Here is a 25,357-nt window from a genome sequence, read left to right as displayed (position 1 = left end):
CCGCCCGAGAAGGGAGTCGCCTGTGACCGCCGACGTGACCATTCGCGCGGGGGCCGAGTTCGGTGCCGCGCTGCGCTGCGCGATCGAGCGCAGCGGTCTCAGCCTCAGCGAGATCAGCCAGCGGCTGCGTGAACAGGCCACCCCGGTGAGCGTGAGCGCGCTCAGCTACTGGCAGAACGGCGAGAACCGGCCGGAGCGGGCGAGTTCGCTGGCGGCCGTGGCGGTACTGGAGACCATTCTCGGCCAGGCCCCGTCGACACTGACGGCGTTGCTCGGCCCGCGCCGGCCCCGCGGCCGGTGGACCAACCGGCCCGGCCTCGCGCTCCCGTACGACCAGATCTGGCGGCGGCCGGACAACGTGGCGAAGGCGCTGGCGAAGGTCGGCGCGACACCGGACGACCTGGACACGCCGCACCGGCTGTCGCAGTTCATCTCCTACCGCATCAACGCGCAGGGCTTCGAGGACTCCATGCGGGTGCGCCGCGTCGTCCGGGCCGACCACGACGACACCACCCGGTTCCTGTTCGTCGCGCGGTGCGGCGCGCTGCCACAGCCGCCGGTGGTCACGTTCACCGAGGGCTGCCGCGTCGCCCGGTTCCGTGCGGACGTGCCGAGCTCGACGTGCGTGTTCGAGTTCCTGCTGGACCGGCCGTTGCAGGCGGGAGAGCTCGCCGCCGTCGAGTTCGCGCTGCGGTTCCCGCCGGGGCAGACGTCGCGGCACACGCAGATCGCGATCTACCGGCCGGGCAGGGAGATGGTGCTGCACATCGCGTTCGACCCGGCGATGCTGCCCACCAGCTGCTCCGGGTACTTCCAGCCGCGCAGTGGGGTGCCCCGCGAGCACCAGCCGCCTGTCACGTTCGACGAGGAGACGACGACGTACCAGTTCATCACCCTGGACCCGATGCCCGGCCAGTACGGCATCCAGTGGACCTACTCGTAGGGCCGTTCCGGCTGCGCGACCCGGATCGCGTCCTCCACGTCGATGAACGGGATCCTCCCGCCGTTCACGCCGTCCTCGGCTGTTTCGTCCACATAGGAGCCCACGACCTCGATCCAGGTGTCGTCCGGCAGCGGTTCCACGTTCCTCATCCCGATCTTCACCGGCCTGCCGTCCGCGGCACAGCAGGTCAGGATCATCCGCACCAGCAGGTGTTCGCCGTTCGGACCGGTCGAGGTGAAGCCGACCAGTGTGACCCGGCGGTCCCGCAGCGTGCGGCCCTCGTCGAACACCGCACGGCTCGCGTAGTCGAAGATCTTGACCTCCACCGGATCGCCCTCCGGCAGCGGCGGGTACTCGTCGGACTCCGTGAGCACGGTGCCCGCGTTGACCGCCGCGTGGCTACCGAGCGACTTCGGTGCGACGACGAGCAGTGCCAGCACCGGGAGGACGAGCAGCCACGCGACCTTGGGCTGGTGCCCTTTCGCGGTCGAGAACAGCGCGAGGAGCACGACTGAGATGACCAGCAACGGCCACAGACCGGCCTTGACGTAGCTGACGTACTGACCCGTCACCAGCGTTCTCGTCGTGGCACCGGCCAGCAGCAGGAGGATCACGATCGCCGCCGCCCGGTTCACAGCAGCGCCCCGATCGCGACGGCCGACGCGGTGGCGACGACCAACGTGGCCGGGGCGAACCGGATCGCGAACCGGCGGCCGAACATCCCGGTCTGCATGGCGAAGAGTTTCATGTCGACCATCGGCCCGACGACCAGGAAAGTGAGCTTCGCCGTCGTCGAGAACTGCGTGAAGCTCGCCGCCACGAACGCGTCGGCCTCCGAGCAGATCGACAACAGCACCGCGAGCCCGGCCATGGCGAGCACCGCCAGCCACGGCTCGTCGGCGACGAACTGCAGCCAACGGCCGGGCACGAACACGTTGATCGTCGCCGCGAGGAGCGCGCCGATCACGAGAAACCCGCCCGCGTGCAGGAAGTCGTGCCGTGCCTGGCTCAGAAACCCGTGCTGGTGACTGTGCTCGGGCATCTTGATCCAATCAGTCCTGCCCTTCCGCAGCCACAACCAGCCCATGACCGTCGCGGCGAGCAGGCTCGCGGCGGCACGTCCCAGCACCATGCCGGGCTGACCGGGAAACGCGACCGCCGTCGCTACCAGAACGATGGGGTTGACGGCGGGTGCGGCCAGCAGGAACGTCAACGCCACCGCGGGCGCGATCCCCTTGCGCAGCAAGGCTCCCGCCACCGGCACCGACCCGCACTCACAGCCAGGGAGTATCACTCCCGCGGCCGCGGCGGCGGGTACGGCGAGCGCGGGCCGCCGCGGCAGGATCTTCGTGAGCAGGTCACGCGACACATACACCGAGATGGCGGACGAGAGCGCGACGCCGAGGGTGAGGAACGGCAACGCCTGCAGCACGATCGAAACGAACACGGCCGCCCAGGTCTGCACGATCGGTGTCTGGAAGATCTCGTGGCCGCGCAGCAGAACGCCCCCGGCCAGGAGTACGGCCAGCACCTCCACCGGCCCGATCCGACGTTCGCCCATGTTCGCGACGGTAGGGGTGATCAGAGGTGGCGGTCGCAATCCCGGTCGCGGCACTGGACATTCTCTGAACGTCGGCTGCCCGCGGCCGGCCAGTCCGTCAAGCTGGCCGGCTGCGGTCGCGCGCCGGCGATCGGCACGAGCTGCCCGCCGGTCAGGAGTCTGCTGAAGTGCTTGGCCCGTGGGCCGCCGGCCGTAGCCCGTGACCGACCGGGCCGTAACTGGCCGATCGAACGCCTTGCGGATGTGCTGACCTGGGGTGACGATGGTAGGAAGACGTCGAGTAGCGAGGCGTACCTCCGACGGGAGGGTCGCACCATGGATCCTTGGCTCATCTGGCTGATCGTCGGGACGGTGCTGGCCGTCGCGGAGATCTTCACGCTGACCGCGGCGCTCGGCATGCTTGCCGCGGCCGCGCTGGTCACCTCGGGTATCGCCGCGATCGGTGTTCCGGTGCCGGGGCAGTTGGTGGCGTTCACGGTCGTGTCCGCCGCGGGCGTGGTGCTGGTTCGGCCGTGGGCGCGCAGGCAGGTGCTGCTGGCGCGGGGGGAGCGGTTCGGAATCGATGCTCTGGTGGGCAGTTCGGCGTACGTCCTGCAAGAGGTGAACGGCCGTGCGGGACTGGTGCGCATCGGGGGAGAGGACTGGTCGGCGCGTCCGATCGACGAGTCCGTGGTGATCCCGGCCGGGTCCACTGTGGACGTTCTGCAGATCAGCGGCAGCATCGCTGTCGTCTACCCACGGGAGTGACCCATGTCCGCCTTGCTGATCGCCGCACTGGTACTCGCTGTGTTCACGGCCTTCACCGTTTTCCGCGCGGTGCGCATCGTGCCGCAGGCTCGCGCCCGCAACGTCGAACGACTCGGCCGCTACCAGCGCACCCTCAAGCCGGGACTCAACTTCGTCATCCCGTACGTGGATCGGGTGTACCCGGCGATCGACCTGCGTGAGCAGGTCGTCTCGTTCCAGCCGCAGCCGGTGATCACCGAGGACAACCTGGTGGTCGAGATCGACACCGTGCTGTACTTCCAGGTGACCGACCCGCGCGCCGCGGCGTACGAGATCGCGAGCTTCCTGCAGGCCGTCGAGCAGCTCACCGTCACCACGTTGCGCAACGTCGTGGGATCGATGGATCTGGAGATGACGCTGACCTCCCGCGACACGATCAACAGCCAGCTGCGCGGCGTGCTCGACGACGCGACGGGCAAGTGGGGCCTGCGGGTCAACCGGGTGGAGATCAAGGCGATCGACCCGCCGAAGACCATCAAGGACGCGATGGAGAAGCAGATGCGGGCCGAACGCGACAAGCGGGCCGCCATTCTGAACGCCGAGGGTCAGCGCCAGTCACAGATCCTCACCGCGGAGGGCGACAAGCAGGCTGCCGTGCTGCGCGCCGAAGGGCATCGAGCCGCCACCATCCTCGAGGCGGAGGGCCAGTCCCGCGCGATCGACCAGGTCTTCCAGGCCGTGCACCGCAACGACCCGGACCCGAAACTGCTCGCCTACCAGTACTTGCAGGTGCTGCCCAAGCTCGCGCAGGGCTCGGGCAACACGTTCTGGGTGATCCCGAGCGAGGTCACCAGCGCGCTGCACGACGTGTCACGCGCCTTCTCCGAGGTCCTGCCCCGGTCCGAGGCGACGAGGCCGCCCGACACCGACGAACTGGCCACGAAGGCGTCCGAGGACGCGGCGGACGCCGCTGCCGAAGCGGTCGCCGAAGCGGCGGACTCCGTGGACCTGCGTTCGCTCGGACCCACGATGCCCGTGCAGCCGACGGGCAGGTGACTCAGACCCTGCGCGTCGAACGCTCGTAGGCGAGGACACCGACGCAAGCCTGGGTCGCCTCCGGGAATGCGCTGAGTCGTGGGTTGTCACGCCGGCCTCGCCCGATGGTTCAGTCGCCTGCTCGTTCATGGGAACGCCTGCGGTGGAAGAACACTCAGGGGTGCAGCGGACACCCCATTCGGATGCTCCTCCCGGCCGACCGCAACCTGGACGCGTGATGTTTGGTCACAAATCCGAGGTAGCGCTCAGTCGCTGTTAGCGTACGGAGAGCGACATCTCCGAACCTGGAGGACTCCATGAAACGCCTTGTCTCCGCAACGTTGAGCACGCTCGCGGCTACCGCTCTCCTCGCCTCGCTCAGCCTTCCCGCACATGCCGCGGCAGGCCGGGTGGCGGTGTTCTCGACCGAGCTCACGCCGGTCAAGATCTACACGAACCCTCACGGCTGCAACAAACTCCCGCTCGACGCGCACGTGCTGGTCAACCTGACCAACACCGAGGTCTTCGTGCACGCCGACCCGTTCTGCATGACCCCTGGGCTGGCCGTCCAGGAGGACCACGGCTCACACGTCGCCCTCGGCAGCGGGTCGTTCTCCGTCAGGGACTGAGCCCCATGGTGTGACGAGTCGGAAAGGACACGCGTGTCTGTCGATCTTGTCGTGGTCGGCGTCGGCTACGTCGGACTGCCACTCGCCGCCGAAGCCGTCGCCGCCGGGTTGTCGGTGATCGGGTACGACACTTCGCCGGAGGTGGTCACCGCGGTGGCCGAGGGCCGCTCGCACGTGCTCGACGTGTCGACGGACCAACTACGGGAGATGAAGGCCAGAGGTTTCACCGTCACCTCCGATCCGGCGGTGCTGAGCGGTGCCGAGACGATCACGATCTGCGTGCCCACCGGTCTCGACGCCGGGGGCGGGCCGGATCTGGCCGCCGTGCGCTCTGCCGCCACGACCATCGCCGGACATCTGCGGCCCGGCACTCTGGTGGTGCTGGAGTCGACCAGCTATCCGGGGACCACCGACGAGGTCGTCCGGCCGATTCTGGAACAGCACGGGCTGATCGCGGGCGAGGACTTCCCGCTCGCCTACTCGCCTGAGCGGATCGACCCCGGCAATGCGCGGTTCGGCCTGCGCAACACCCCGAAGGTCGTCAGCGGCCACACTCCGTTGTGCGCCAAGCACTGCGCCACGTTCTACGGGCGGTTCGTCGACACGGTGGTGGTGGCGCGCGGCACCCGTGAGGCGGAGATGGCCAAGCTGCTGGAGAACACCTACCGGTACGTGAACATCGCGCTGGTCAACGAGATCGCGATGTTCTGCGACAACATCGGCGTCGACGTGTGGGACGTACTGCACTGTGCTGCGTCCAAGCCGTTCGGGTTCGCGCCGTTCGTGCCCGGCCCCGGTGCCGGCGGGCACTGCATCCCGGTCGACCCCCGATACCTGCTGGACAAGGCCGAACGGGAAGGCACCCGGCTGGGTGTCGTGCACGCGGCACGGCGGGTGGACGAGCAGATGCCGTCCTATGTGGCCGAACGCGTGACGAGGATGCTCGCCGAGTACGGCAAACCTCTGCGGGGGACGAAGATCCTGCTGCTCGGTCTCACCTACAAGGCGGACGTGCCGGACACCCGTGAGTCCGCCGCGGTGCGGACCGCGCTGCGCCTGCGTGCGCTCGGCGCGATCGTGGCCTATCACGACCCGGTGGCCGGTGTGGTGCCCGAACTCGGGCCGCCCGCACCTGATCTCGGCACGGCCCTGCGGACCGCGGACGCCGCCGTGCTGCTCGTCGCTCACCGCGACTACGACCTCGGCCGGCTGGCGAGGACCGCCCGGCTGTTCTTCGACGTGACGGGGCGCGTTCCCGGGGAGGAGGTCGTGCGCCTGTAGGTGCGTCTGCCGTAGGGGCGCCTGCCGGGGTAAGGCCCGGCAGGCGGACATCAGTTCTTCCGTGACAAGGAGTGCAGCAATGACCGCCGCAGTCAAGAGCGACCGGCTCAAGAAGCGTTTCGCGAAATGGGATGTCAACAAGAACGGCCGGATCGAGAAGTCCGACTACGAGGCCGAGGCCCGCCGGATCGTCAAGGCGTTCGGCGAGGACCCGGCGTCACCGCAGGCCCGGGCGGTGATCAACTCGTTCTCGGACATGTTCGAGTACCTGGCGAGCAAGGCGGGCGTCGGACCGAACGGATCGATGACCGAACAGCAGTTCATCGAGGTCACCGAGGCGCAGATTTTCCAGGAGGGCGACTCGGGGTTCAACCGGGTCGTGCGTCCCACGATCGCGGCGATCGTCGGGCTGTGCGACACCGACGGCGACGGCGAGGTGAGCCCGAGGGAGTTCGGCAAGTGGCTGGACGCCATCGGTGTCGAGCCTTCGGCCGTCGACACCGCGTTCCGCGCGATCGACACCAACGGCAACGGCAAGCTGACCGTCGACGAGCTCGTGCACGCCGTGCGCGACTACCACCTCGGCAAGCTGGACGTGCCGCTGCTCGGCAACTGACCGGGTGATGAAACGGGCCCCAGGCGATCCGCCTGGGGCCCGTTCTCAGTCCGACTGAGTGAACCGCACGTCCAGCTCGGGTTTCAGGCCCAGATCGGGCCCGGTGCGCGGCTGTGGCACCTGGATGAGGATGTTGTAGTGGTTGGGGAAGTGGCACCCGTCGAACCCGAGCACCGTGCCCACCCGCACCCCGCCGATCCACACCTCGTCACCGCGGTCGATCACGCCCGCACACCCGATCTCGGCGAACCCGAGGAACCCGACCCGGTCGATCCGCGCGCCGGGCGTGGTGTCGTCGTGGTCGGTGGTGACCAGTTCGTGCACCTCACCTTCGCGCACGCACCGGCTGGCGAACGGTTCCAGGCTCATCCCGCGATCGTCGCGCTGGTGCACCAGCACTTTCACGACCGTGGCGGTGATCTCCCGTTTCGGTCCGTCCTCACGCATACGGCTCCCTCCGATACGCCTCATCCACAATGGACAGTGCGGCCAGGCCGCCGTCGGACCACGCGGCACCCGATCGCACCGCCTCCGCGAACTCACGCAGCACGCCTTCGTACTCGTGCCGGAGCGACTCCTTGAACTCCCGGTAGCCGGCCAGCATGTCCGCGTGGAGCACCGACCCGTCGCCCAGCCGGACCTCGACGTCCTTGACCTCGCCGGGGAACGACCAGTCGAGCTCGACGGTCGCCCGGTCGAGCGCCAGCACCGCCTGCCGGTCGACGCCGGTGCCGTCACGGTCGATCCGCACGCCGCGCAGTGCCACCGGCCCGAGGAAGAGCCGGACGAGGTCGAGCGCGTTCGGGCCGTTGTCCGCGACGCAGCCACCGCCGCAGCGCGCCGCGTCGAGATACCAGCGGTCGTGGCCGACGTGTTCCTCGATCTGTTCGAGGTACCGCACCGTCATCGACTCGATCGCCGCGTCGCCGATCTTGTCGCGCAACGCGAGCACGTTGCTGTTGTAGCGGCGGTGGAACGCGGTGAACAACGCGACCTGCCGCCTGGCGGCGAGGTCTGCCAGCTCACGGCCGTCGGCCAGAGTGGTGGCCAGGGGTTTCTCCACGCACACCGGCAGTCCGGCGTCGAGCACGTCCCGGCACACGATGGCGTGCACGTCGTTCGGCGCGGTGACGACGACGGCGTCCAGCCCGCCCGCGGCGAGCAGCTCGCGGTGGTCGCGGTAGCCGGGTACCCCGTGACCCGCCAACGCGGCGGGGTCGCGATCGCAGACCGCGGCGAGCGTGAAGTCCGGCGATCTCTCCAGCGCGGCCAGGTAGAAACGGGAGATCACGCCGAGTCCGACGATGCCGAGCCGCATCATGCGTGCACCCCCGTCGTCACCGACCGCAGCTCCTCGAACAACGCGCGCGGCAGGGGCACACCGTGCTCCCGCAACCGCGCCGCCCGTTCCCCCTCGTGCCAGCCGGGGTACGACACCGGGGCGGCGGGGTCGAGTGCGGGCCAGCCGCGCACCGCGGTGAAGAGCGACGCCGCGTCAGCGGCGAAGCCGGTGCGCAGCAGGTCCGGCGCGATCGCGACCGCCAAAATGCCGATGTCGTCGTCCCGGTCGCCGTCGGCGGACAACGCGCCGAGCGCCGCGCCGGACACCAGCGCGGCGAGCACCTCGACCAGCAGTCCCAGCCCGAAACCCTTGTAGGCCCCGGTTTCGGGATCGCTGCCCAGCCACAGCAGGTGGGCGTCGCCCCGATCGAACGCCGCCGGGTCGGTCACCGGTGTGCCGTCGGCGGCGGCGAGCCAGCCCGGTGGGATCGGCTCGCCCGCGCGAGCCGCGGCACGCACCCGGCCGGTCGGCACGACGGTGGTGCTCATGTCCAGTACGAACGGGTGCGCGTCGCCCGCGGGACAGGCCAGGGCGAGCGGGTTCGTGCCGAGCATCGGGGCGGCGCCACCCGGTGGCCTGGCGATGCGCTGGCCGCCGCAGTTCGACGCGATCAGGCCGATCATGCCGTGTGGCACCGCCCGAGCGGCATGATGGCCCGCGCAACCGATGTGGGTCGCGCCGCGCACCGACACCATTGCGATGCCGTGCCGGGACGCCCTGGCACAGGCCAGTTCCATGGCTTGACCGGCCGACCACAACCCGAGCGCGCGCCGGGCGTCAACGAGCACGCTCGCGCCGAGATCGGTCTGGATCACCGTGTCCGCCAGGGGATCCGTGCGGTCGTCGTCGAACAGCGGGAGGTACAGCCGGGTCAGGTTGACCAGGCCGTGCGACGTCATGCCGGTCAGCTCGCCGTGGCACAGCGCCTCGGCGGCGATCATCGCCCGGTCGGCGGGCATCCCTCTGCCGGCGAACACATCGGCCACTGTGGACAGCAGGGTTCGATAGGGCACCAGAACCGTCACGTTCCTCCATTCCTGGTGAACCGCAGGACGATGTCGCGCACGATGTCGCTGAACCGGTCGAGCTCGGCGACGTCGGCGAACTCACCACGAGCGTGAGCGTTGTTGGCGCCGAGCGAACCCGGACCGAGCACCGCCGTCCGGGCGCCCGGCACGCCGGCGAGCCAGATCGCGTCGCAGGTGAAGGCCGGTTCGCCGGCGGGCCACCGCGGCACGATCGCGTCCAGCAAAGGGATGTCCTGCGGGGGCAGCGCGGGCAACCCGCGCTTCGCCCACCGCAGACTGGTGATCGCCGCGGCGTCGGCGGCGGTGCGGTGGAAGAAGGGCACGTCGCGGAAGCGTTCGGAGAACTCGGCGAGGCCGGTCCGCAGACCGGTCTCCATCGCCGCGCTCATGGTCCGCGCCGACGCCGCGCAGTCGTAGGCCATGTTGAACAGCAGCTCGCCGCTGCCGTAGACCCGGTTGTGCAGCTGACCGGTGTGCAGGCCCGCCACGCAGACCTGGCCGCGCGGCGCGAGTCCGGCGGCGAGGTGCTGGGCGAGAAACCCGAGCAGCACCGTGGCGTTGTGGCCTCGGTGCGGCTCGTCGTCGATCGCGTCGTCGCCGTCGACCCGCACGCTCGCCGTCATGGCCGCCGTGCAGCGCGGCAGGTGCCGCAGCCCGGTCGGCTCGCAGAAGATGTTGAGCCCGCCGTGGAATCCGGCCTCGACGAGCGGACGGGTGCCGAACGTGCCCATGGCACCGCCCTCCTCGCCCGACACGGCCTGGATCAGCACCCCGGCCTCGTGGCCGACCGCCGGGTCGGCGGCGACCGCCGCCCGGATCCCCGCCAGCATCGCCACAGCGGGACCCTTGGCGTCGATCGCGCCACGCCCGTGGAACCTGGTGCCGTCGAAGCCTTCCGGTTCGAACGGCGCCACGGTGTCGAGGTGCACGTTGAACATCACCGCGGGCTCGGCGGGCCCGAGCCGGAGCACGAGACTCGGCTGGCACGCCAGGAACTCCGGCCCCACGTCGTGAAGCATCGACGGCACATCCGGACGGCGAAGAACCGACGGCGCGGGCGCGGCGAGGTGCACGACGCGAAAGCCGATGCCGGCCGCCGCCGAGGCGAACACGTCCATCGCCTCCCACAGGTGGACCTCGGCCGTCGTCTCCAGCGGACCGGCGGTCGGCAGGCCGAGCAGGCGGAGCAGCAGGTCCCGGTCCGGCCCGATCACCGGAGGAGTTCCGCCATCGCCCGGCCCGCCGTGAGGAACGACGTCACCGCGTCGGCGGCGAGCTCACCCGGCTCGTGTGGCCGCAGGGCGAGGTGCGGTTCCAGTGACCAGGCGCCGCGGTAGCCGTTCGCCCGCAACAGCTTCACGCAGTCCGCCACCCGCGCGGTGCCCTCGCCGGGGATCGTGAACCCGTGCGCGTCCGCGTCCTTGACGTGCACGTGCTCGACGAGGTGTGCGATGTCACCGAGCAGGTCGAAGCCGTCGTAGCCGTGCGCGACGCCGTTCCCGGTGTCGAACAACAGCTTCAGCGCCGGGCTCGCGACCTCGTCGAGCAGCTCGAGCATCCGCGCGGCGCCGGTGCCCGCCCAGCCCGAGCAGTTCTCGTGGAGCAACGTCACACCGGCGGCTTCGGCCCTGCGGGCGAGCGCCCTGATCCGGGTGACCACCGCGGTGCGCCAGTCGTCATCGCTCAGGCCGTCGTTGGGATACGACATGATCCTGAGGTACCGGGTGCCGATCGACCGGGCCCGCCGGGCGAGCACGTCGAGTTCGGCGAGATCCTGCTCGAAGTCCGCGGTGATCGGACGGGCCCAGTTGCCGATCCGCGAGTCCAGGCAGATCACCCGCAGCCCGGCGTCCGCCAGCGCCGTCGCCGCCGCGGCGAACCGGTCGTCGGTGAGGTCGGCGACGGCGAGCCGGTCGACCGTGCGCAGCTCGATCGCGGGCCAGCCCAGCTCGGTGAGCACCTCGATCTGGGTGGAGAGATCGTGCGCCGCCTCGTCGGCGATACCCGCCAGCACCAGGGCCTGTGTCGAAGTCTCGTTCGATGAGGGCCCGGCTGTCGCGAACACGGACTTCGACACAGGCCCTGGGTCAGCCGGCATGGTGCGCCACCGCCACGAAACCGGCCTCCGTGCGAGCCGCGGGCACCACCGGTTCCGCGCAGATGTTCTTGGCCACCGACAACAGCTGCACGACCTCGGCGCCGAAGTTGAACCCGCGCGTCTGCTCGCCGCCCGCCCGGAACCTGCGGTAGGCCTGGATCATCCACTCGGTCAGCGAGTCGTCGCGGAGTACCAGGTGCTCCCGGTGGCCGTTCGCCCGCACGGTCAGCTGCGAGTGGTCGTCGTCATCGCTCACCGCGAAGTGCCCGACCGCGCTGCCGTTGGCGAAGTCGATGGTGATCCGCCGCTCCCGCACCGGGCAGGTGAGGTCGGAGCTGATCTCGGTGCGCACGCCCGAGATGTGCCGGAGACCGATGTCCGCGCCGCCCATCCGGGCGCTGAACTGCCCGTCGACCTCCAGGTCGGCTCCCGCCGCGTGGGTGACCCGTGCGGCACCGGCCAGGCGCAACGCGAGCGCGACGCCGTGCGGCAGCTCGACGTCGAACGCCGTCGGGTGGCCCGGCGCCGCGAGCGAACGGCGGAACCGCGGCTTGTTCTGCATGATGGTGATCGACTTCGGCGGGCCGAACAGGCCGCAGCGGGTCAGCTCGATCAGCCGCCTGGTGAGCGTGCTGGTGAGCCACGGCTCGACGACCTCGATGTGCAGCCGGTGCTTGCGCCGCACCCGGATGATCCGCGCGAGGTCGTCGGCGTCGGACGCGAGCGGCTTCTCCACGATCATGTTGCGGAAGCCGAGCTCGGCCAGTTCGGTGATCACCGCGTGCCGCTCGACCGGCGGTGTGCAGATGTGCACCACGGTGCCGGCGGGATCGAGTCCGCCGGCCGCCGAGCCGATGCTCGCCGTGGTGACGAGACCGGGCCGGTCGGGAGGCGTGCGGCGCGGGTCGCACGCCACGACGTCCTCACCGCCGAGGAGCGCCGGCTCGCGCGCCCGCGCCTTCGCGAGCACCGGCAGGTGCAGACCTGCTCCGGCACGGCCGAGTCCCACCACGAATGACTGCACGGTTGAGCCCCATCTCCGAACGGGAATTCAGGCCGATTTCGACGCTAGCGGCAACAGTGCCGAAGGTGTCAATGCCCGCCACTCCTTCTTGACCAGGAAGAGTGAACCGGATCACCGGCCCGATCAGCTGCCCTACTCTCGGAAACGGTCATTCACCCCGGAGGTGGGTACGCTGTCGATCCCTTTCCACATACAATCGGCCACATTCGCAGAACTGTGGCCCACGACTCGGCGACACATTGTCGACGTGATCGAGAATGGCAAATACTCACACGGCCACAAGGTCGCGAAGCTGGAGTCCGCGCTGGCCGCCTACACCGGCGCCCGGTTTGTCATCGGGGTGAACAGCGGCACGGACGCGCTGGTACTGCTGCTGAGGGCAGCCGGTCTGCGGCCGGGTGACGAGGTTGTCGTCCCCGCCTTCTCGTTCATCGCGTCCGCGTCCTCGGTCGTGCTCGCGGGCGGCCGCCCGGTCTTCGCCGACATCGAGCCCGACGGGTACGGCATCGATCCCGCCTCGGTCGCCGCCGTCGCCGGCGATCGCACCCGGTTCGTCATGCCGGTACATCTCTTCTCGCAGCTCGTGGACATCGACAGGGTGCTCGACGTCGCCTGGCGGCTCGGTCTCACGGTGGTCGAGGACAGCGCCGAGGCGATCGGGATGCGGCACCGCGGCACGCATGCCGGCCTGCTCGGTGCGGGCGGCGTGCTGTCGTTCTTCCCGACGAAGACGCTGGGCGCGATCGGCGACGCCGGCGCGGTGCTCACCAATGATCCGCGCATCGCGGACACGGCCGACGCGCTGCGCCACCACGGCCGGTTCGGGCGCACGATCGACAACTTCCCCGGTATCTCGACCGAGACCGGGCTGCCCGGGATGAACAGCAAGATGGACGACATCCAGGCCGCGGTGCTGCTCGCGAAGCTCACGCGGCTGGACGCGGACATCGCCCGCCGTGCGCGGCTCGCCGCGCACTACACGGAGTTGCTCACGGCGCTGCCCGGCGTGCGCAAGCTGCCCGCGGCCCGTCCAGGTGGCGTGTTCTACGTTTACGTGATCGAAGCCGAGGCCCGCGACGACCTGGCCGCGCACCTGTCGGCGCAGGGCGTGCAGACCGAAGTGTATTACCCGGTGCCTCTACACCTGCAGCCTTGTTTCCGCGACCTGGGACATCGTTCCGGTGATTTCCCGAATGCCGAGGCGGCGTGCCGGCACACCCTCGCACTTCCCCTCTATCCGGACATGTCCACCGCGGACGTGGAAAAGGTGTGCGGTTCAATTCGCGACTTCTACCGAGGACGACCATGACCCTGCCGTTCTTCCCGCCCGACCTCTTCGACGGCGAGCAGGAGACGTTGCTGGACATCGTCGAGAGCATCGGTCTGGCGCCGGAGCAGAAGTTCATCCTGGGCACGCACACCACCCGGTTCGAGGAGATGATCCGCGACTCGGTGGGCGCCGCCGACGCGATCGCCTGCGGCAGTGGCACCGCGGCCTTGTCGCTGGTGCTGCGCGCTATGGACGTGGGTCCCGGCGACGAGGTGGTCGTGCCCGCGTTCGGCTGCGCGCCGCTCGCCGCCGCCCCGGCGATGCTCGGCGCCGTCCCGGTCTTCGCCGACGTCGACCCGTGGACGATGGTCGCCGACCCCGCCGAGATCGCCCGGCTGATCTCCCCGCGCACCAAGGTGATCATGCCCGCGCACATGTTCTCGGTGATGGCCGACATGCCCGCGATCCGCTCGATCGCCGACAGCGCGGGCGTCCGGCTGCTCGAAGACTCCGCGGTCGCTCAGGGCGGCATGCTCGGCGGCACGCCCGCCGGCATGTGGGGCGACGCGGGCGTCTATTCCTTCGTGCAGGTCAAGACGTTCGGCATGCCCGGTGAGGGCGGCATGGTCGTCACCGCCGACCCCGAGATCGGCACGGCGGTGCGGATGTTGCGCAACCACGGCCAGGACGGCAGGACGCGGTTCGTGCACCACCGCATCGGTTACAACAGCCGCTTCGACGAGATCATGGCGGCGTTCCAGCTGCACCGGTTCGCCACGCTCCCTCAACGGCTCGAACGCCGGGCGTGCATCGGCGAGTACTACACCGAACGCTTCGGCGAGCTGGCCGGCTGCGGGGTGCTCGCGCCGCCGCCGGCCAGCGACGGCCGGTGCTACTACGTCTACTCGTTGCTCGCTGAACGCCGGGACGCGTTGCGTGATCACCTTGCGGCCCAAGGCATCGGGTCGCACATCTACTATCCCGCCGCACTTCCGCGGCAACCCGCGTTCGCTCCGTACGCCCCCGGTGGTGCCTGGCCGGCCGCCGAGCTGGCCGCGCGGCGCACCCTCGCCATCCCCATCTACCCACATCTGACCGATGCGCAGGTGGAGCACATCGCGGACGCGGTGTGCCGATTCGCCAAGGAGTCCTGATGAAGGTCCAGGCAACGCAGGTTCCCGCGCCGGACGAGATCGCCGACGAGTGGCGCAGGCGGGCCGAACGCCCAGGCCTGGCCCGGGTCATGCGTGCCTCGCAACCGGCCGAGCTCGCCGAGGGCACGACCGTCCGGACCCGTCAGCTCGTCACGCACCATCTGCGTTCGCTCGGCCCGATCGGGTCCGCACTGGAGATCGGCTGCGGCATGGGCCGGATCACCCCGGTCATCGCCGCGCAGGCCGACGCCGTCACCGCGATCGACATGACGCCACGCATGCTCGACCTGGCCCGCGCGGCCTGTGCCCACCTGCCGGGCGTCGAGTTCCGGCAGTCGGCGGTCCAGCGGCTTCCCTGGCGGGACAAGAGGTTCGACGTCGCGGTCTGCGTGTGGGTGCTGATGCACGTGCTGGACGACGACGAGATCGCCAGGGCGTGCCGGGCGATCGCGGGCGCGGCGCGGCACCTGGTGCTGGTGGAGTACGAGCACGCGGACATCCCGGTCGGCCGTTACTCGCGGCTGCGCGACCTCGACGACTACCTCGCCCTGCTGCCGGGTTCCCGGCTGGTCGAACGGCACGAGCTGACCTACGGCGGCGACCGCTCGTTCGCCGCGCTGATCGCGTTGGAGGACTTGCGATGACAGCGTTCACGGTGACCGCGCGAACCCGTGGCACCGCCTACTTCCGGCTCGCGAAGCTCGACATCCTCGACTACTACCTCGGCGTGGTCGTGGTGTGGACGTTGCTCGTCCCCGCGCTGCGGTTCGACGCGGGCGTGCTCACCACCACCGGGGTGTTCCTGCTGGGCGAGGTGTTCGTGATCGCCGCGATGGTGGCGCTCGACGACCTCACCGGCTACCGCGACGGCAGCGACGTCACCAACTACTCGCCCGACGACCGGGCCCGCCGGCGGTATCGCAAGCCACTGGTGGCGGGCACGCTGACCGAGGACCAGGTGCTGCGGTTCGCCTGGGTGACCGGCGTGGCCGGCGCGCTGCTCTGGCTCGCCGCAATCGCGATCGCGCCACACACTCCACTGTGGACGCTGGCGTTGATCGCGGTCACGTACTTCTTCTCGTTGCAGTACTCGTGGGGCGTGAAGCTGAGCTACCACGGTTTCCAGGAGTTCTTCATCGCCGGACTCGGCTGGGCGCTGGTACTCGCGCCGTACGGCCTCGCCACCGGCCGGATCGACGGCTTCGTGCTGGCTCAGGCGCTGCTGTTCGGGCTGGGGCCGCTGCTGTTCGGCGTGTACTCCAACACCAACGACGTGGCGGGGGACCGGTCGGTCGGCAGGCCCACCGTCGCGGCGCTGACCTCACCGCGTGGCAACATGTTCTTCGTCATCGCGGTGTCGGCGGCCGAGCTCGCGCTGATCCTCGCGGTGCCCGTGCTGGGCGGCCCGTGGTGGTTCCCGCTCGCGTTGCTGCCGACGATCGTGCTGCGGCTCAGGCAGGTGTGGATCGGGTTCGCCCAGCACGACATCCTGCGGGCCAGGATGCTCGGCATCCGCATCCACCGGATCACCGTGCTGGCGCTGGTCGTCGTGAACCTGGTGGTCTTCACGTGACCGACCTCGACGTCGCCGTCATCGGCGCGGGTGTCGCCGGGCTGACCACCGCGTTCCGGCTGCGGGCCGCGGGCAGGGAGGTGCGGGTCTTCGAGGCGGCCGGTGTCGTGGGCGGCCGGATGACGACGGTGCGCGAGGACGGTTTCCTCATCGACACCGGCGCCGAACAGATCCCGGAGGCAGGCTACCCGGAGACGTGGAAACTGCTGGGAGAGCTCGGCATCGACCGCGGCGCGGTGCCCAGGATCGGGCGGGGCATCGCGATGTGGCGCGACCGGGCGCGGCCAGGAGTCGCGAGCGCACGCGGCCTGCTCAGCGGTGCGGGCCTGCCCGTGCGAGCCAGGCTGGAGCTGCTGCGGTTGCTGCGCGGGCGGTTCGACCTGGAACGCCCGGAGGACTCGTCGCACGCCACGGTCGCGCAGGCGTGCCGGGGTGACCTGCTGGACTACCTGTGCCAGCCGGTCGTGTCGGGATTCTTCGGCTGGGACCCCGGACGTTCCGCCATCGCACCGTTCCTCGCGTTGCTCACCTCGATAGGTCCGGCATCGACCTGGCGGACCTACCGCGACGGCATGGACACACTCGCCCGCGCGCTCGCCGCGCAGGTCGACGTCACCACCTCGGCACCGGTCGATCGAGTGGTCGACGACGGTTGCTCGGCCCGGATCTTCGTGGCAGGCAGGGAGATCAGCGCCCGCTCGGTCGTACTGGCCGTGCCCGCCCCGGTGGCTCGCCTGGTGCACCCGGAGCACGGATCGGAGTTCATCGACGCGTGTTCGTTCTCATCGGTGGTGAAGGCGCAGCTGCTGCTCGACCGTCCGCTGGGCCGCCGTGACTACGCGGTGGTCGTCCCGACCGCCGAGAACGGCACGGTCTCCACCATCATCTTCGACCACCTCAAGCACTCGGGCCGCGCGCCGGAGAACCGGGGTCTGGTCACGGTCATGGCTCATCCGTCCGTCGCCGAGGACCTGATGAGCGCGCCCGACGCGGACGTGACGGCGCGACTCACCGACGCCGCCGAGCGCTTGGTGCCCGGACTCCGCACGGCGACCGTCAGGGCGATCGTGCGGCGGTTCCGGCACGCGCTGCCCGAGGCGACGCCGCGGGCGCTCGCGTTGCGGCCGGAGTTCGAGGCGGGGCTGGGCGGGGTCGTCGACTATGCCGGTGACTGGGTGTACCTGAGCCCGTGCAGCGAGGCGGCGGTGCGGTCCGGCCTGCGCGCGGCGCAACGACTGGCCAGGAGGAAGGAGCGGGTGTGAAGCCACACGACATGGGCACCTTGTTCGAACAGTGCTCCGGCGCGGCGACGATCGTGCGCCTGGACCGGCCGTTCGACATCGCACCCGGCAGGGGTGACACGTACACCGTCGCGCAGCTCGCCGAGCTGGTGCTCGACGCCGCGGGCTGGCTGTCCGAGGCGGGGGTGCGGCCCGGTGACCGGGTCGCCGTCGTCAAGCGCAACCACTGGGACTACGACCTGCTGGCGTGCGCGGCGGTGCGGCTCGGCGCGGTGCCCGCGTTGCTGTCCGGCCATCTTCCGGACGACACGCTGGAAACCCTGCTGAAGCGCCTCGATCCGGCGCTGGTCGTCACCGACAGGACCATGAGCGCCCCCAGGGTGCTGCGGATCGACGAGTTCGCCGCGGCCCGGCCACCCGCGCCCCGCCGCAGGCACGACGACGCTCCGTTGATCATCAACCACACGTCCGGCACCACCGGCGTGCCCAAGCTCGTCGTGCACACCACCCGGACGATCATCGACCGGCTCGCGCGACCGGAGTCGGTGCGCTGGCCGCTCATCGGCACCCGGCGCGACGACGTGATGGGCAACGCCAGCTCGTACGCGCACGGCCGCACGTTCTGCTGGACCGCGTCGGCGCTGTGCCTCGCACCGCGGGAGATCGTGCTGCTGAGCGATGCGTCCTCGGCGGCACGGGTGTTCGGCGCGCACCCGCCGACCGTGCTGGAGGCGCTGCCGTCGGCCTACGTGCGCTGGCGGACGCTCGCCGCCGGGCCTGGCAACCCGTTCCACGCGGTCCGCCGGTTCGTCAGCACCTACGACGCGATGCATCCGCCGGTGATCAGAACGATGCTGCACGCGTCGCGCCACCGTCGTCCACTGTGGATGCAGGGCTGGGGCCAGACCGAGACCGGGCCGCTGTCGTTCCGGTTCCTCACCCGGCGCACCGCGCACACGACCCGCGACCTCGGCAGGCCGATGCCGGGAATGGCGAGGCTGCGCGTGGTCGACCCGCAGACGCTGGAGCCGGTGCCGCGTGGCACCGCGGGACTCGTGCTCACCCGCACCCGCGCCCGGTGCGCAGGCTACGTCGGCGAGCAGGACCGCTGGGACGCCAAGGCGGACGGGCCGTGGTGGAACACCGGCGACCTCGGCATCGTGAGCCGCACCGGCGTGGTGACGCTGCTGGACCGTGAGGTGGACACGGTGGCGGGACTCAGCTGCCTCGCCGTGGAGGACGCCGTCGAGGACCGGCTGCCCGACGTGGAGGAGTGCGTCCTGCTCGCCGCGCCCGGAGCGCATCCGATTCCCGTGGTGGTGACCGACACCGGGCTGGACCCGGCCGCCTGGCGGCGCGCGGTCGCCGGCCTGCCGCCGATGGCCGAGCCCGTGGTGCTGCGCTGGGACGAGGTACCGCGGACCGGCACCGGCAAAGTACGACGACTCGAACTGCTGGCGCGGCTGGTGGGCGCCGCCGACACGAACGGCTCAGGGAGGTGGACGTGACCACGACCTATGTCTTCGACAACCACAGCGTGCACGCGACCGAACAGCATCGGTGCCTCAGCGAGGCCTACGACCCGATCACCCTGGCACGGCTGGCCGAGACCGGTGTCGGTCCGGGCTGGCGCTGCCTGGAGGTCGGCGCGGGTGGCAGCACCGTCGCACACTGGCTCGCGGCTCGCGCCGGCTCGGTGCTCGCCACCGACATCAAGCCCGAACACGTCACACCGGTGCGCGGGCTCACGGTCCTTCAGCACGACGTGGTGCACGACCCGTTGCCGGACAACGAGTTCGACCTCATCCACGCGCGGCTGGTGTTGCAGCACATCCCGGAACGCGAGGCCGTGCTGCGCAAGCTGGTGCGCGCGTTGAAGCCGGGCGGATGGATGCAGATCGACGAGTTCGACATCTCCTACGGTCCGGTGCTGCTCGCGCCGGACGAACGCGCGGCCCAGCTCTACGAGACGTTCCTCGCAGCCAAGGAACGGACGTTCCGCGCCGCCGGCGGTGACGGCACGTGGGGCAGGCGTGCGGCCGCGTCGATGGCGGAGGCAGGGCTCGTCGACGTCGATCCGATGCCCGCGCTGTTCCCTTGGCACGCGGGATCGCCAGGGGTGCGGCTGCTGGTGCACCACACGCATCACCTGCGGGACAAGCTGATCGCGGCGGGCATGACCGACGAGCAGCTCGCCGGGGTGCGCGCGGTGATGGCGGATCCGCGGTTCCGCGCGTCGTCCTGCGTCGTCTACTCGGTGCACGGAAGGCGGCCCGCGTGACGCTCTCGCTCGACGCGGTGTCCGTGGCCGGGCCGGTCGACCTGCCGCTGGCGGGAGAACAGGACGTGCAGGCCGCGTGCGGGATCATGCACGTGCACGGCCGCCGGTTCGGCAGGCCGACGCCGCTCGGTCTCGACTACGCCTCGATCGTCGCGGCGGAACTGGCGGAACTGGGCGCCTGCGCGCTGACGTTCGCCCAGGCGCGGGGAATCCCGTTGCACGCGGTGTCCACCTCGCTGGCGCAGGCAGCTCTGCTCGCCGTCGCGCAGTACCTCGCGGCGGCGACGGCGGACGACCCGGCCGAACCGCATTCTCCTGGCGGGCCACCGTTTTACTCCGCCGAGGGAGTTGCGTTCGAGATCGAGGCGCTCGATCCATCGGTGTGGCAACGGTTCTGGGCCGCGCTCGGCGCGGACGACCAGTCGGTGTCGCAAGGGTGGCGGCCGTTCCTGCACCGGTTCGCGACCGCGACCTGTCCGCTGCCCCGGCTGGCCGAGGTACTCGCGGCGTACCCGATGGTGTGGCTCACCGACGTCGCCCGTCGCACCGGCATGACGCTGGTGCGGGTGTCGGACCAGCCGGTCAGTCACGTGCCCGCCTTCGTGCTGAGCGGCGCGAGTGGCGATCACCGGCGTGGGCGACCGGCCGAGCTGCTGCCGTTGTCCGGGCTGGTGGTGCTCGAGTCGTGCCGCCGGGTGCAGGGGCCGCTGGCCGGGCACCTGTTGCGGTTGCTCGGCGCGACCGTGCTGCGGATCGAGCCGCCAGACGGTGACCCGTTGCGCTGGGTGCCGCCGATGGCCGGTGACACTTCGGCCCGGTTCCGCGCGCTCAACTGGGGCAAGGACGTGGTCGAGATCGACTTGGGCGCCCCCGGCGGGAGGCAGGAGGCGCTCGATCTCGCGGCGAGCGCGGACGTGTTCCTGCACAACTGGGCTCCGGGCAAGGCGGAGCAGTGGTCGTTGCGCCACACCGATCTCGCGCGGGTGCGGCCGGGGATCGTGTACGCGCACGCGTCGGGCTGGGGTACCGAGCTGGGCCCGAACCCGCCGCTGGGAACGGACTTCGTCGTGCAGGCCCACAGCGGAGTTCCGCCCTCGCTGATGACGATCGTCGACGTGTTCGGGGGAGTCGTGAGCGCGCACGGCGTCGTGGCCGCGCTGACCCGTGGCGCCACTCGGGTCGACTCGTCGCTGTTGTCCGCGGCCGGCAGGATGAACGCCTGGCCGCGGCGCCGATGCGCCGAGCCGTTGACCGTGCCGGTGTGCGACGACCTGGCCGCACTCGCCGCGGACCCCCGCTTCGCCCGTGCCCTTGTCCGGGACGAGTGCGTCCTGGTCTCCTCGCCGTGGGAGTTCACGTCATGACGTGGGTGTCCGCCACCGGGACGGTCCTGCGCGACCTGGTTCCCGCCCAGCTGCGCCGCGACTGGGCTGCCCAGGGGTACTGCCCGGACCGCGACCTGCACTCTCTGTTCCGCGACCGGGTCCGGGAACATCCGGACCGCACAGCGCTGATCGACGACGAGGGCGAGCTCTCCTACTCCGAGCTTGATCAGTTCGTTCAGGAGCTCGCCGCAAGGCTGCCGTATGGCACCACCGACATCATCGGCGTGCACGAACCCGACGGACGTGCCGCCGTCGTCGCCGAACTGGCGGTGCTCGCGGTCGGAGCGGTGGTGCTGCCGGTGCCCGCGGGCGCCGGCACGTTGCTGTCCCGTGCCGGCGCGAGCGCGCTGATCGCCGGTGGGGTCGTGAGTGGGAAACCGGGCATACGCAGCCACGGACGACCCCATCCGGAGGCGCCGGCGAAGATCCTGCTGTCGTCCGGCTCGGAGGCCGAGCCGAAGATGGTCGCCTACTCGCACAACGCGTTCGCCGGCGGGCGGGCCAACTATCTGCGGGCAGTGCACGGTTCCGTGGCGGTGCCCCGCGACCTGGTGCTCGTCTCGCTCACCTCGTCGTTCGGCTCGTTCGGCGTGCCGGTCACGCTGTGCTGCCTGGGGGGCACGTTGATCCTCACCCGGCGGTTCGCGCCGGACACCGCTATGCGGCTGATCGCCGAGCACCGCCCGACGCACGTGTTCGCGGTGCCGACGATGTGGCGCCGGCTGGCGGACGATCCCGCGGACTTCGACGTCTCCAGCCTCGTCGCGCTGGTGTCGAGCGGCGATGTGCTGCCGACCGCGACACTGGCCGCGTGCCGCGCACGGTTCGGCGTCGACGTGATCACCGTCTACGGCTCGTCGGACGGCGTGAACTGCCACACGACGACACCGGAGAACGGCGTGGGCGTCCCGGACCCCGCGGTGTGCGACATCCGGATCGTCGACGGCGAGATCTGCGCGAGGGGCCCGATGACGCCGCTGTGCTACGTCGGTGCGCCCGAGTTGGACGCCCGCCACCGGCTCGACGCAGGCTGGGTGCGCACGGGCGACCGCGGCCACTTCGACGGCGCGGGCCGGCTGCACGTCACCGGCAGGGCGAAACGCGTGGTGATCCGAGGCGGCTACACGATCAGTCCCGCCGAGGTGGAGCTGGCGATCGGCGGGCATCCGTCGGTCGGCGAGGTCGCCTGCGTGCCGGTGCCGGACACCGAGATGGGCGAACGGCTCTGCGCGATCGTGACCATCCGCAATGGACAGCACCTCGACCTGCCCGGCCTCACCGCGTTCCTGTCCGCACGGGGACTGGCGAAGCCCAAACTGCCCGAGTTCCTGCTCACCGTGCCCGACCTGCCGGTCGGCCGCACCGGCAAGGTCTGCCACCGCACTTTGGCGCGGGTCGCCGCCGATCGATGCGGAGCAACCGCATAACTGCCTCGCACGGACCGGGCCATGCCGGGCTGGGCGCGGCGGGGCATCCCACCGCGCCCAGCCCAGACCGCGGTCATCCGGCGTGTGAGGCGCCCTCCGCCGCGAAGCGGCTGCTGTCCGGATCATCCTCGGCCTGCCGCGCCGGCCCCGTGCGTCCTGCGGTGGGACGTAAGGCCAACACCAGTACGGCTGTCGCGACGAGGGCGATGACCATGATCCAGACCGCGCCGACGTGCATGGCGTGGATGAACGCGCGGTCCGCCGCCGCCACGAGAGCAGGATCGTCGAGAGTGCCGGCGACGTGCCTGGCCTGCTCCGCGGACACGCGGACGCTGTCCTGCAGTGCGGGCGGGACGTCGCCGAGCGAGGGTTCGATCGCGTTCCGGTAGGCGATCGACATGATCGTGCCGCCCACCGCGATCCCCATCACGCTGCCGACCTGGCGCGCCGTGTTGGTGACGGCCGAACCGGCGCCGGAGCGTTCCAGCGGCAGGCTGCTGATCAGCGCTCCGGTCACCGGCGCCAGCACCATGCCGACGGCGAGGCCCTGGGTCAGCAACACGACCGCGATCCAGGTGAGCGAGGTGTCCAGGTCGAAGAAGCCGACCGCGCCCAAGGAGAACGCCGCCACCGTGATCGAAGGTATGGCGACCGCACGCAAGGACCACAGGCGGACCATGCGTGCGCCCAGCGGCGCACCCACGACAGCGCCGATCGCGGCCGGCACGTTGGCCAAGCCTGCCTTCAGCGGCGAGAAGCCGAGTGCGCCCTGCAGGTAGAACGCGTTGTAGAAGGTGACGGCAGCCACCGAGAAGAGCAGCAGTGACATGGACAGGTTGCCGCCGCCGAACATCCGCTGCGCCAGCAGCCGGGGGTCGAAACTCGGTTCCCTGGTCCGCAGTTCGACGAGCACGAACACGGTGAGCAGGGCGAGCCCGGCCGCGATCGGCGCCCAGACGTCCCACCGGCTCCAGGTGTCCACCTGTCCCGCGCGGATCAGGCCGTAGGTCAGCGTCGCGAGCCCGCTGATCGACAGCAGGATCCCGGCCGGGTCCAGCGGTCGCACGGTGGGGCTGCGGAAATTGGGGACCAGCAGGATGATTCCGGCCAGCGCCACCACGACAACGGGAACGTTGATCAGGAAGACCGAACCCCACCAGAAATGGCTGAGCAGGACCCCGGCGAGGACCGGGCCCGCAGCCATTCCGACGCCGGTCGCCGTCGAGGAAATGGCGATCGCCGTCGCTCGCCCCGGACCGGTGAATGTCCACAAAAGGATGGCGAAGTTGGCGGGCATGATGAAAGCGGCGCCGATGCCCATCGCGGCGCGGGCTGCGATCAGCTGTCCCGCGTCGCCGGCGTACGCCGCCCAGATCGAGGTCGCGGCGAAGATCACCAGTCCGACCGCGAGCACGTTCCGGTGGCCGAAACTGTCGCCGAGCGCGCCGGCGGTGAACATCAAGGTTGCGAAGACCAGGGTGTATGCGCCGGTGGCCCATTGCAGCTCTGCCGGGCTGGCGCCCAGTCCGCGGACAGGATCGGCAAGGGTCTCCAGGGTGATGCTGAGGACGGTGTTGTCCAGCCAAATCAGCAGTGAACACACCATGAGAACGGCAAGAATCAACTGCTGCCGCGACTTCGGCAGCGTTGTGGGCGCGGTCATGGACACCTTCGGATGTCGATTGACGAAAACCTGACCGACGATAAACAAGCGCGCGAGACATTGTCAAGTTCAGTGATTCTTGCCGACGCTATTGCGGTGGAACTGGCGATATGCCCAGGGATGTATTTGCGGTCGGCACAATTGTGTGCCCTCTGGAAGAATTTGCGTTCAGGATTGTTTTATGGCCCCGGCTGGGTTGTGGCTCACGGGGTCCCGTGCCTCCGGGGGACGGGCCGCAGTTCGACCGGCACCCCGTTGAACACCGCGGTGCCGGAGAGCGGATCCACCTCCTGTTCGTCGGTCAGCGCGTTGATGCTGTTGATGCTGACGCCCGGCTCCCCGGCGGCCGTGCGCAACCGGGTGCCCGGCCGGTCGTGGCCCCAGCCGTAGGGCAGGCTCACCACGCCCGGCGCGATGGCGTCGGTGATCTCCGCGACCGCGACCACCTCCCGGTGCCGGCCGCGCACGGCGATCGCCTGTCCGTCGGACACCCCCAGCGTGGCGGCGTCCGCGGGATGGAGGCGCAGTCGGCACACCGTCGATCCGCCGGCCAGCGACCCGACGTTGTGCGACCAGCTGTTGAGCGAGCGCAGTTGCCGTCGCGAGATCAGCTGGAAACCCGGTCGCGGAGCGTCCAGGTGCCGCTCCAGCCGGTCGGCGTCGGCCACGAGCTCCTCGGGAGCGAGCCGGACCTTCCGGTTCGGGGTCAGCAACACTCCGGGAAGCGCCGGTTCCAGCGGGCCGAGGTCGATGCCGTGCGGGTTCTCCTTCAGCAGGGCCAGGTTCAGCCCTGGCCGCAGACCGAGCAGATCACCCGCCGGGCCCAGCCTCAGCATCAGGTCGATCCGGCGCTCGACCGAATCGGCTCCCGTCAGCCGCGCCGCCAGGTCACCGGTCTCCCACCCGGCCAGCGGCGAACCCGGCACGGCGGCAGCGGCTCGCAGCGCCCGCTCGATGACCGCCTCGTCCACCGCCTCCGGGGGCGGCGCCGACCCGCGTCCGGCGGCGATGCGAAGTAGGTGGTGATTCGGCGGCTGCCGCGCGTCCAGCTGTACTGACGCACGCCGACGGCGAACGGCG

General features: G+C 70.4%; 25 protein-coding genes. 15 read left to right on the top strand and 10 right to left on the bottom strand.

Annotation, left to right across the window (positions count from 1 at the left end):
• The first annotated feature begins 22 nt into the window (after positions 1–22).
• Positions 23–943 (top strand): XRE family transcriptional regulator, encoded by a 921-nt coding sequence (locus tag IG04_RS0102755; RefSeq protein WP_245815840.1) that lies wholly within the window; start codon positions 23–25, stop codon positions 941–943.
• Here the strand turns inward: IG04_RS0102755 and IG04_RS0102750 are convergent.
• The gene (locus IG04_RS0102750) at positions 934–1,578 is read right to left on the bottom strand and encodes a TIGR03943 family putative permease subunit (protein ID WP_030474904.1); all 645 of its coding nucleotides are present in this window, start codon (positions 1,576–1,578) and stop codon (positions 934–936) included. The genes IG04_RS0102755 and IG04_RS0102750 overlap by 10 nt on opposite strands.
• A complete protein-coding gene (locus IG04_RS0102745; RefSeq protein WP_030474903.1) occupies positions 1,575–2,504 on the bottom strand; it encodes a permease in 930 nt (309 codons plus the stop codon). Before IG04_RS0102745 ends, IG04_RS0102750 begins: the two co-directional genes overlap by 4 nt.
• 315 nt (positions 2,505–2,819) lie before the next feature.
• On the opposite strand from IG04_RS0102745, the gene IG04_RS0102740 reads away from it, so the two are divergent.
• From IG04_RS0102740 to IG04_RS0102720, 5 genes are all read left to right on the top strand, one after another.
• Positions 2,820–3,251 carry an NfeD family protein gene (locus tag IG04_RS0102740; RefSeq protein WP_030474902.1) on the top strand — a complete coding sequence of 144 codons (432 nt, stop codon included), beginning with the start codon at positions 2,820–2,822 and terminating at the stop codon, positions 3,249–3,251.
• A gap of 3 nt (positions 3,252–3,254) precedes the next feature.
• On the top strand, positions 3,255–4,286 hold the full coding sequence (locus IG04_RS0102735; protein ID WP_030474901.1) for an SPFH domain-containing protein: 1,032 nt from the start codon (positions 3,255–3,257) through the stop codon (positions 4,284–4,286).
• Between the two features lie 296 nt (positions 4,287–4,582).
• Positions 4,583–4,894 carry a hypothetical protein gene (locus IG04_RS0102730; protein ID WP_030474900.1) on the top strand — a complete coding sequence of 104 codons (312 nt, stop codon included), beginning with the start codon at positions 4,583–4,585 and terminating at the stop codon, positions 4,892–4,894.
• A gap of 33 nt (positions 4,895–4,927) precedes the next feature.
• Positions 4,928–6,175 (top strand): nucleotide sugar dehydrogenase, encoded by a 1,248-nt coding sequence (locus IG04_RS0102725; protein WP_030474899.1) that lies wholly within the window; start codon positions 4,928–4,930, stop codon positions 6,173–6,175.
• Between the two features lie 79 nt (positions 6,176–6,254).
• On the top strand, positions 6,255–6,791 hold the full coding sequence (locus IG04_RS0102720; protein ID WP_030474898.1) for an EF-hand domain-containing protein: 537 nt from the start codon (positions 6,255–6,257) through the stop codon (positions 6,789–6,791).
• A gap of 45 nt (positions 6,792–6,836) precedes the next feature.
• Here the strand turns inward: IG04_RS0102720 and IG04_RS0102715 are convergent, their stop codons facing one another.
• From IG04_RS0102715 to IG04_RS0102690, 6 genes are read right to left on the bottom strand one after another with little or no spacing between them, the layout of a single operon-like run.
• On the bottom strand, positions 6,837–7,238 hold the full coding sequence (locus tag IG04_RS0102715; protein WP_030474897.1) for a DUF6917 domain-containing protein: 402 nt from the start codon (positions 7,236–7,238) through the stop codon (positions 6,837–6,839).
• Positions 7,231–8,112 (bottom strand): Gfo/Idh/MocA family protein, encoded by an 882-nt coding sequence (locus IG04_RS0102710; protein WP_030474896.1) that lies wholly within the window; start codon positions 8,110–8,112, stop codon positions 7,231–7,233. The genes IG04_RS0102715 and IG04_RS0102710 overlap by 8 nt, the downstream gene beginning before the upstream one ends.
• Positions 8,109–9,158, bottom strand: a complete 1,050-nt coding sequence (locus tag IG04_RS0102705) for an Ldh family oxidoreductase (protein WP_030474895.1) — start codon at positions 9,156–9,158, stop codon at positions 8,109–8,111. The genes IG04_RS0102710 and IG04_RS0102705 overlap by 4 nt, the downstream gene beginning before the upstream one ends.
• The gene (locus IG04_RS0102700) at positions 9,155–10,375 is read right to left on the bottom strand and encodes a M20/M25/M40 family metallo-hydrolase (protein WP_030474894.1); all 1,221 of its coding nucleotides are present in this window, start codon (positions 10,373–10,375) and stop codon (positions 9,155–9,157) included. The genes IG04_RS0102705 and IG04_RS0102700 overlap by 4 nt, the downstream gene beginning before the upstream one ends.
• Positions 10,372–11,259: a sugar phosphate isomerase/epimerase family protein gene (locus IG04_RS0102695; RefSeq protein ID WP_084400771.1), complete on the bottom strand. Its 888-nt coding sequence runs from the start codon at positions 11,257–11,259 to the stop codon at positions 10,372–10,374. The genes IG04_RS0102700 and IG04_RS0102695 overlap by 4 nt, the downstream gene beginning before the upstream one ends.
• Positions 11,249–12,283, bottom strand: coding sequence for a Gfo/Idh/MocA family oxidoreductase (locus IG04_RS0102690; protein WP_030474892.1), 1,035 nt, complete (start codon positions 12,281–12,283; stop codon positions 11,249–11,251). The genes IG04_RS0102695 and IG04_RS0102690 overlap by 11 nt, the downstream gene beginning before the upstream one ends.
• A 163-nt stretch (positions 12,284–12,446) precedes the next feature.
• Between IG04_RS0102690 and IG04_RS0102685 the strand changes: the two genes are divergently transcribed.
• Genes IG04_RS0102685 through IG04_RS0102645 form a run of 9 tightly spaced genes read left to right on the top strand, consistent with a single transcriptional unit; the run spans position 12,447 to position 22,614 of the window.
• Complete coding sequence (locus IG04_RS0102685) at positions 12,447–13,592, top strand: DegT/DnrJ/EryC1/StrS family aminotransferase (protein ID WP_211257651.1); 1,146 nt, start codon at positions 12,447–12,449, stop codon at positions 13,590–13,592.
• Positions 13,589–14,707: a DegT/DnrJ/EryC1/StrS family aminotransferase gene (locus tag IG04_RS0102680; protein ID WP_030474890.1), complete on the top strand. Its 1,119-nt coding sequence runs from the start codon at positions 13,589–13,591 to the stop codon at positions 14,705–14,707. Before IG04_RS0102685 ends, IG04_RS0102680 begins: the two co-directional genes overlap by 4 nt.
• Positions 14,707–15,351 (top strand): class I SAM-dependent methyltransferase, encoded by a 645-nt coding sequence (locus tag IG04_RS0102675; RefSeq protein WP_030474889.1) that lies wholly within the window; start codon positions 14,707–14,709, stop codon positions 15,349–15,351. The genes IG04_RS0102680 and IG04_RS0102675 overlap by 1 nt, the downstream gene beginning before the upstream one ends.
• Positions 15,348–16,280 (top strand): UbiA family prenyltransferase, encoded by a 933-nt coding sequence (locus IG04_RS0102670; protein ID WP_030474888.1) that lies wholly within the window; start codon positions 15,348–15,350, stop codon positions 16,278–16,280. Before IG04_RS0102675 ends, IG04_RS0102670 begins: the two co-directional genes overlap by 4 nt.
• Complete coding sequence (locus IG04_RS0102665; RefSeq protein WP_030474887.1) at positions 16,277–17,542, top strand: protoporphyrinogen/coproporphyrinogen oxidase; 1,266 nt, start codon at positions 16,277–16,279, stop codon at positions 17,540–17,542. The genes IG04_RS0102670 and IG04_RS0102665 overlap by 4 nt, the downstream gene beginning before the upstream one ends.
• Before the next feature lie 11 nt (positions 17,543–17,553).
• Complete coding sequence (locus IG04_RS0102660) at positions 17,554–19,029, top strand: class I adenylate-forming enzyme family protein (RefSeq protein WP_030474886.1); 1,476 nt, start codon at positions 17,554–17,556, stop codon at positions 19,027–19,029.
• Complete coding sequence (locus IG04_RS0102655; protein WP_030474885.1) at positions 19,020–19,802, top strand: class I SAM-dependent methyltransferase; 783 nt, start codon at positions 19,020–19,022, stop codon at positions 19,800–19,802. Before IG04_RS0102660 ends, IG04_RS0102655 begins: the two co-directional genes overlap by 10 nt.
• Positions 19,799–21,166 carry a CoA transferase gene (locus IG04_RS0102650; RefSeq protein WP_030474884.1) on the top strand — a complete coding sequence of 456 codons (1,368 nt, stop codon included), beginning with the start codon at positions 19,799–19,801 and terminating at the stop codon, positions 21,164–21,166. The genes IG04_RS0102655 and IG04_RS0102650 overlap by 4 nt, the downstream gene beginning before the upstream one ends.
• Positions 21,163–22,614 carry a class I adenylate-forming enzyme family protein gene (locus tag IG04_RS0102645; protein WP_030474883.1) on the top strand — a complete coding sequence of 484 codons (1,452 nt, stop codon included), beginning with the start codon at positions 21,163–21,165 and terminating at the stop codon, positions 22,612–22,614. The genes IG04_RS0102650 and IG04_RS0102645 overlap by 4 nt, the downstream gene beginning before the upstream one ends.
• A 73-nt stretch (positions 22,615–22,687) precedes the next feature.
• Here IG04_RS0102645 and IG04_RS0102640 read toward each other — a convergent pair whose 3' ends face one another.
• Together IG04_RS0102640 and IG04_RS0102635 are read right to left on the bottom strand one after the other, a co-directional pair.
• Complete coding sequence (locus tag IG04_RS0102640) at positions 22,688–24,277, bottom strand: MFS transporter (RefSeq protein ID WP_030474882.1); 1,590 nt, start codon at positions 24,275–24,277, stop codon at positions 22,688–22,690.
• Between the two features lie 203 nt (positions 24,278–24,480).
• On the bottom strand, positions 24,481–25,248 hold the full coding sequence (locus IG04_RS0102635) for a molybdopterin dinucleotide binding domain-containing protein (protein WP_030474881.1): 768 nt from the start codon (positions 25,246–25,248) through the stop codon (positions 24,481–24,483).
• Between the last annotated feature and the right edge of the window lie 109 nt (positions 25,249–25,357).

Origin of the sequence: Lentzea albidocapillata, assembly GCF_000719115.1 — a bacterium.
Lineage (GTDB): Bacteria > Actinomycetota > Actinomycetes > Mycobacteriales > Pseudonocardiaceae > Lentzea > Lentzea albidocapillata.
Note: the sequence above shows the minus strand (reverse complement) of the source record. Positions and strands in the feature narration are given on the sequence as shown.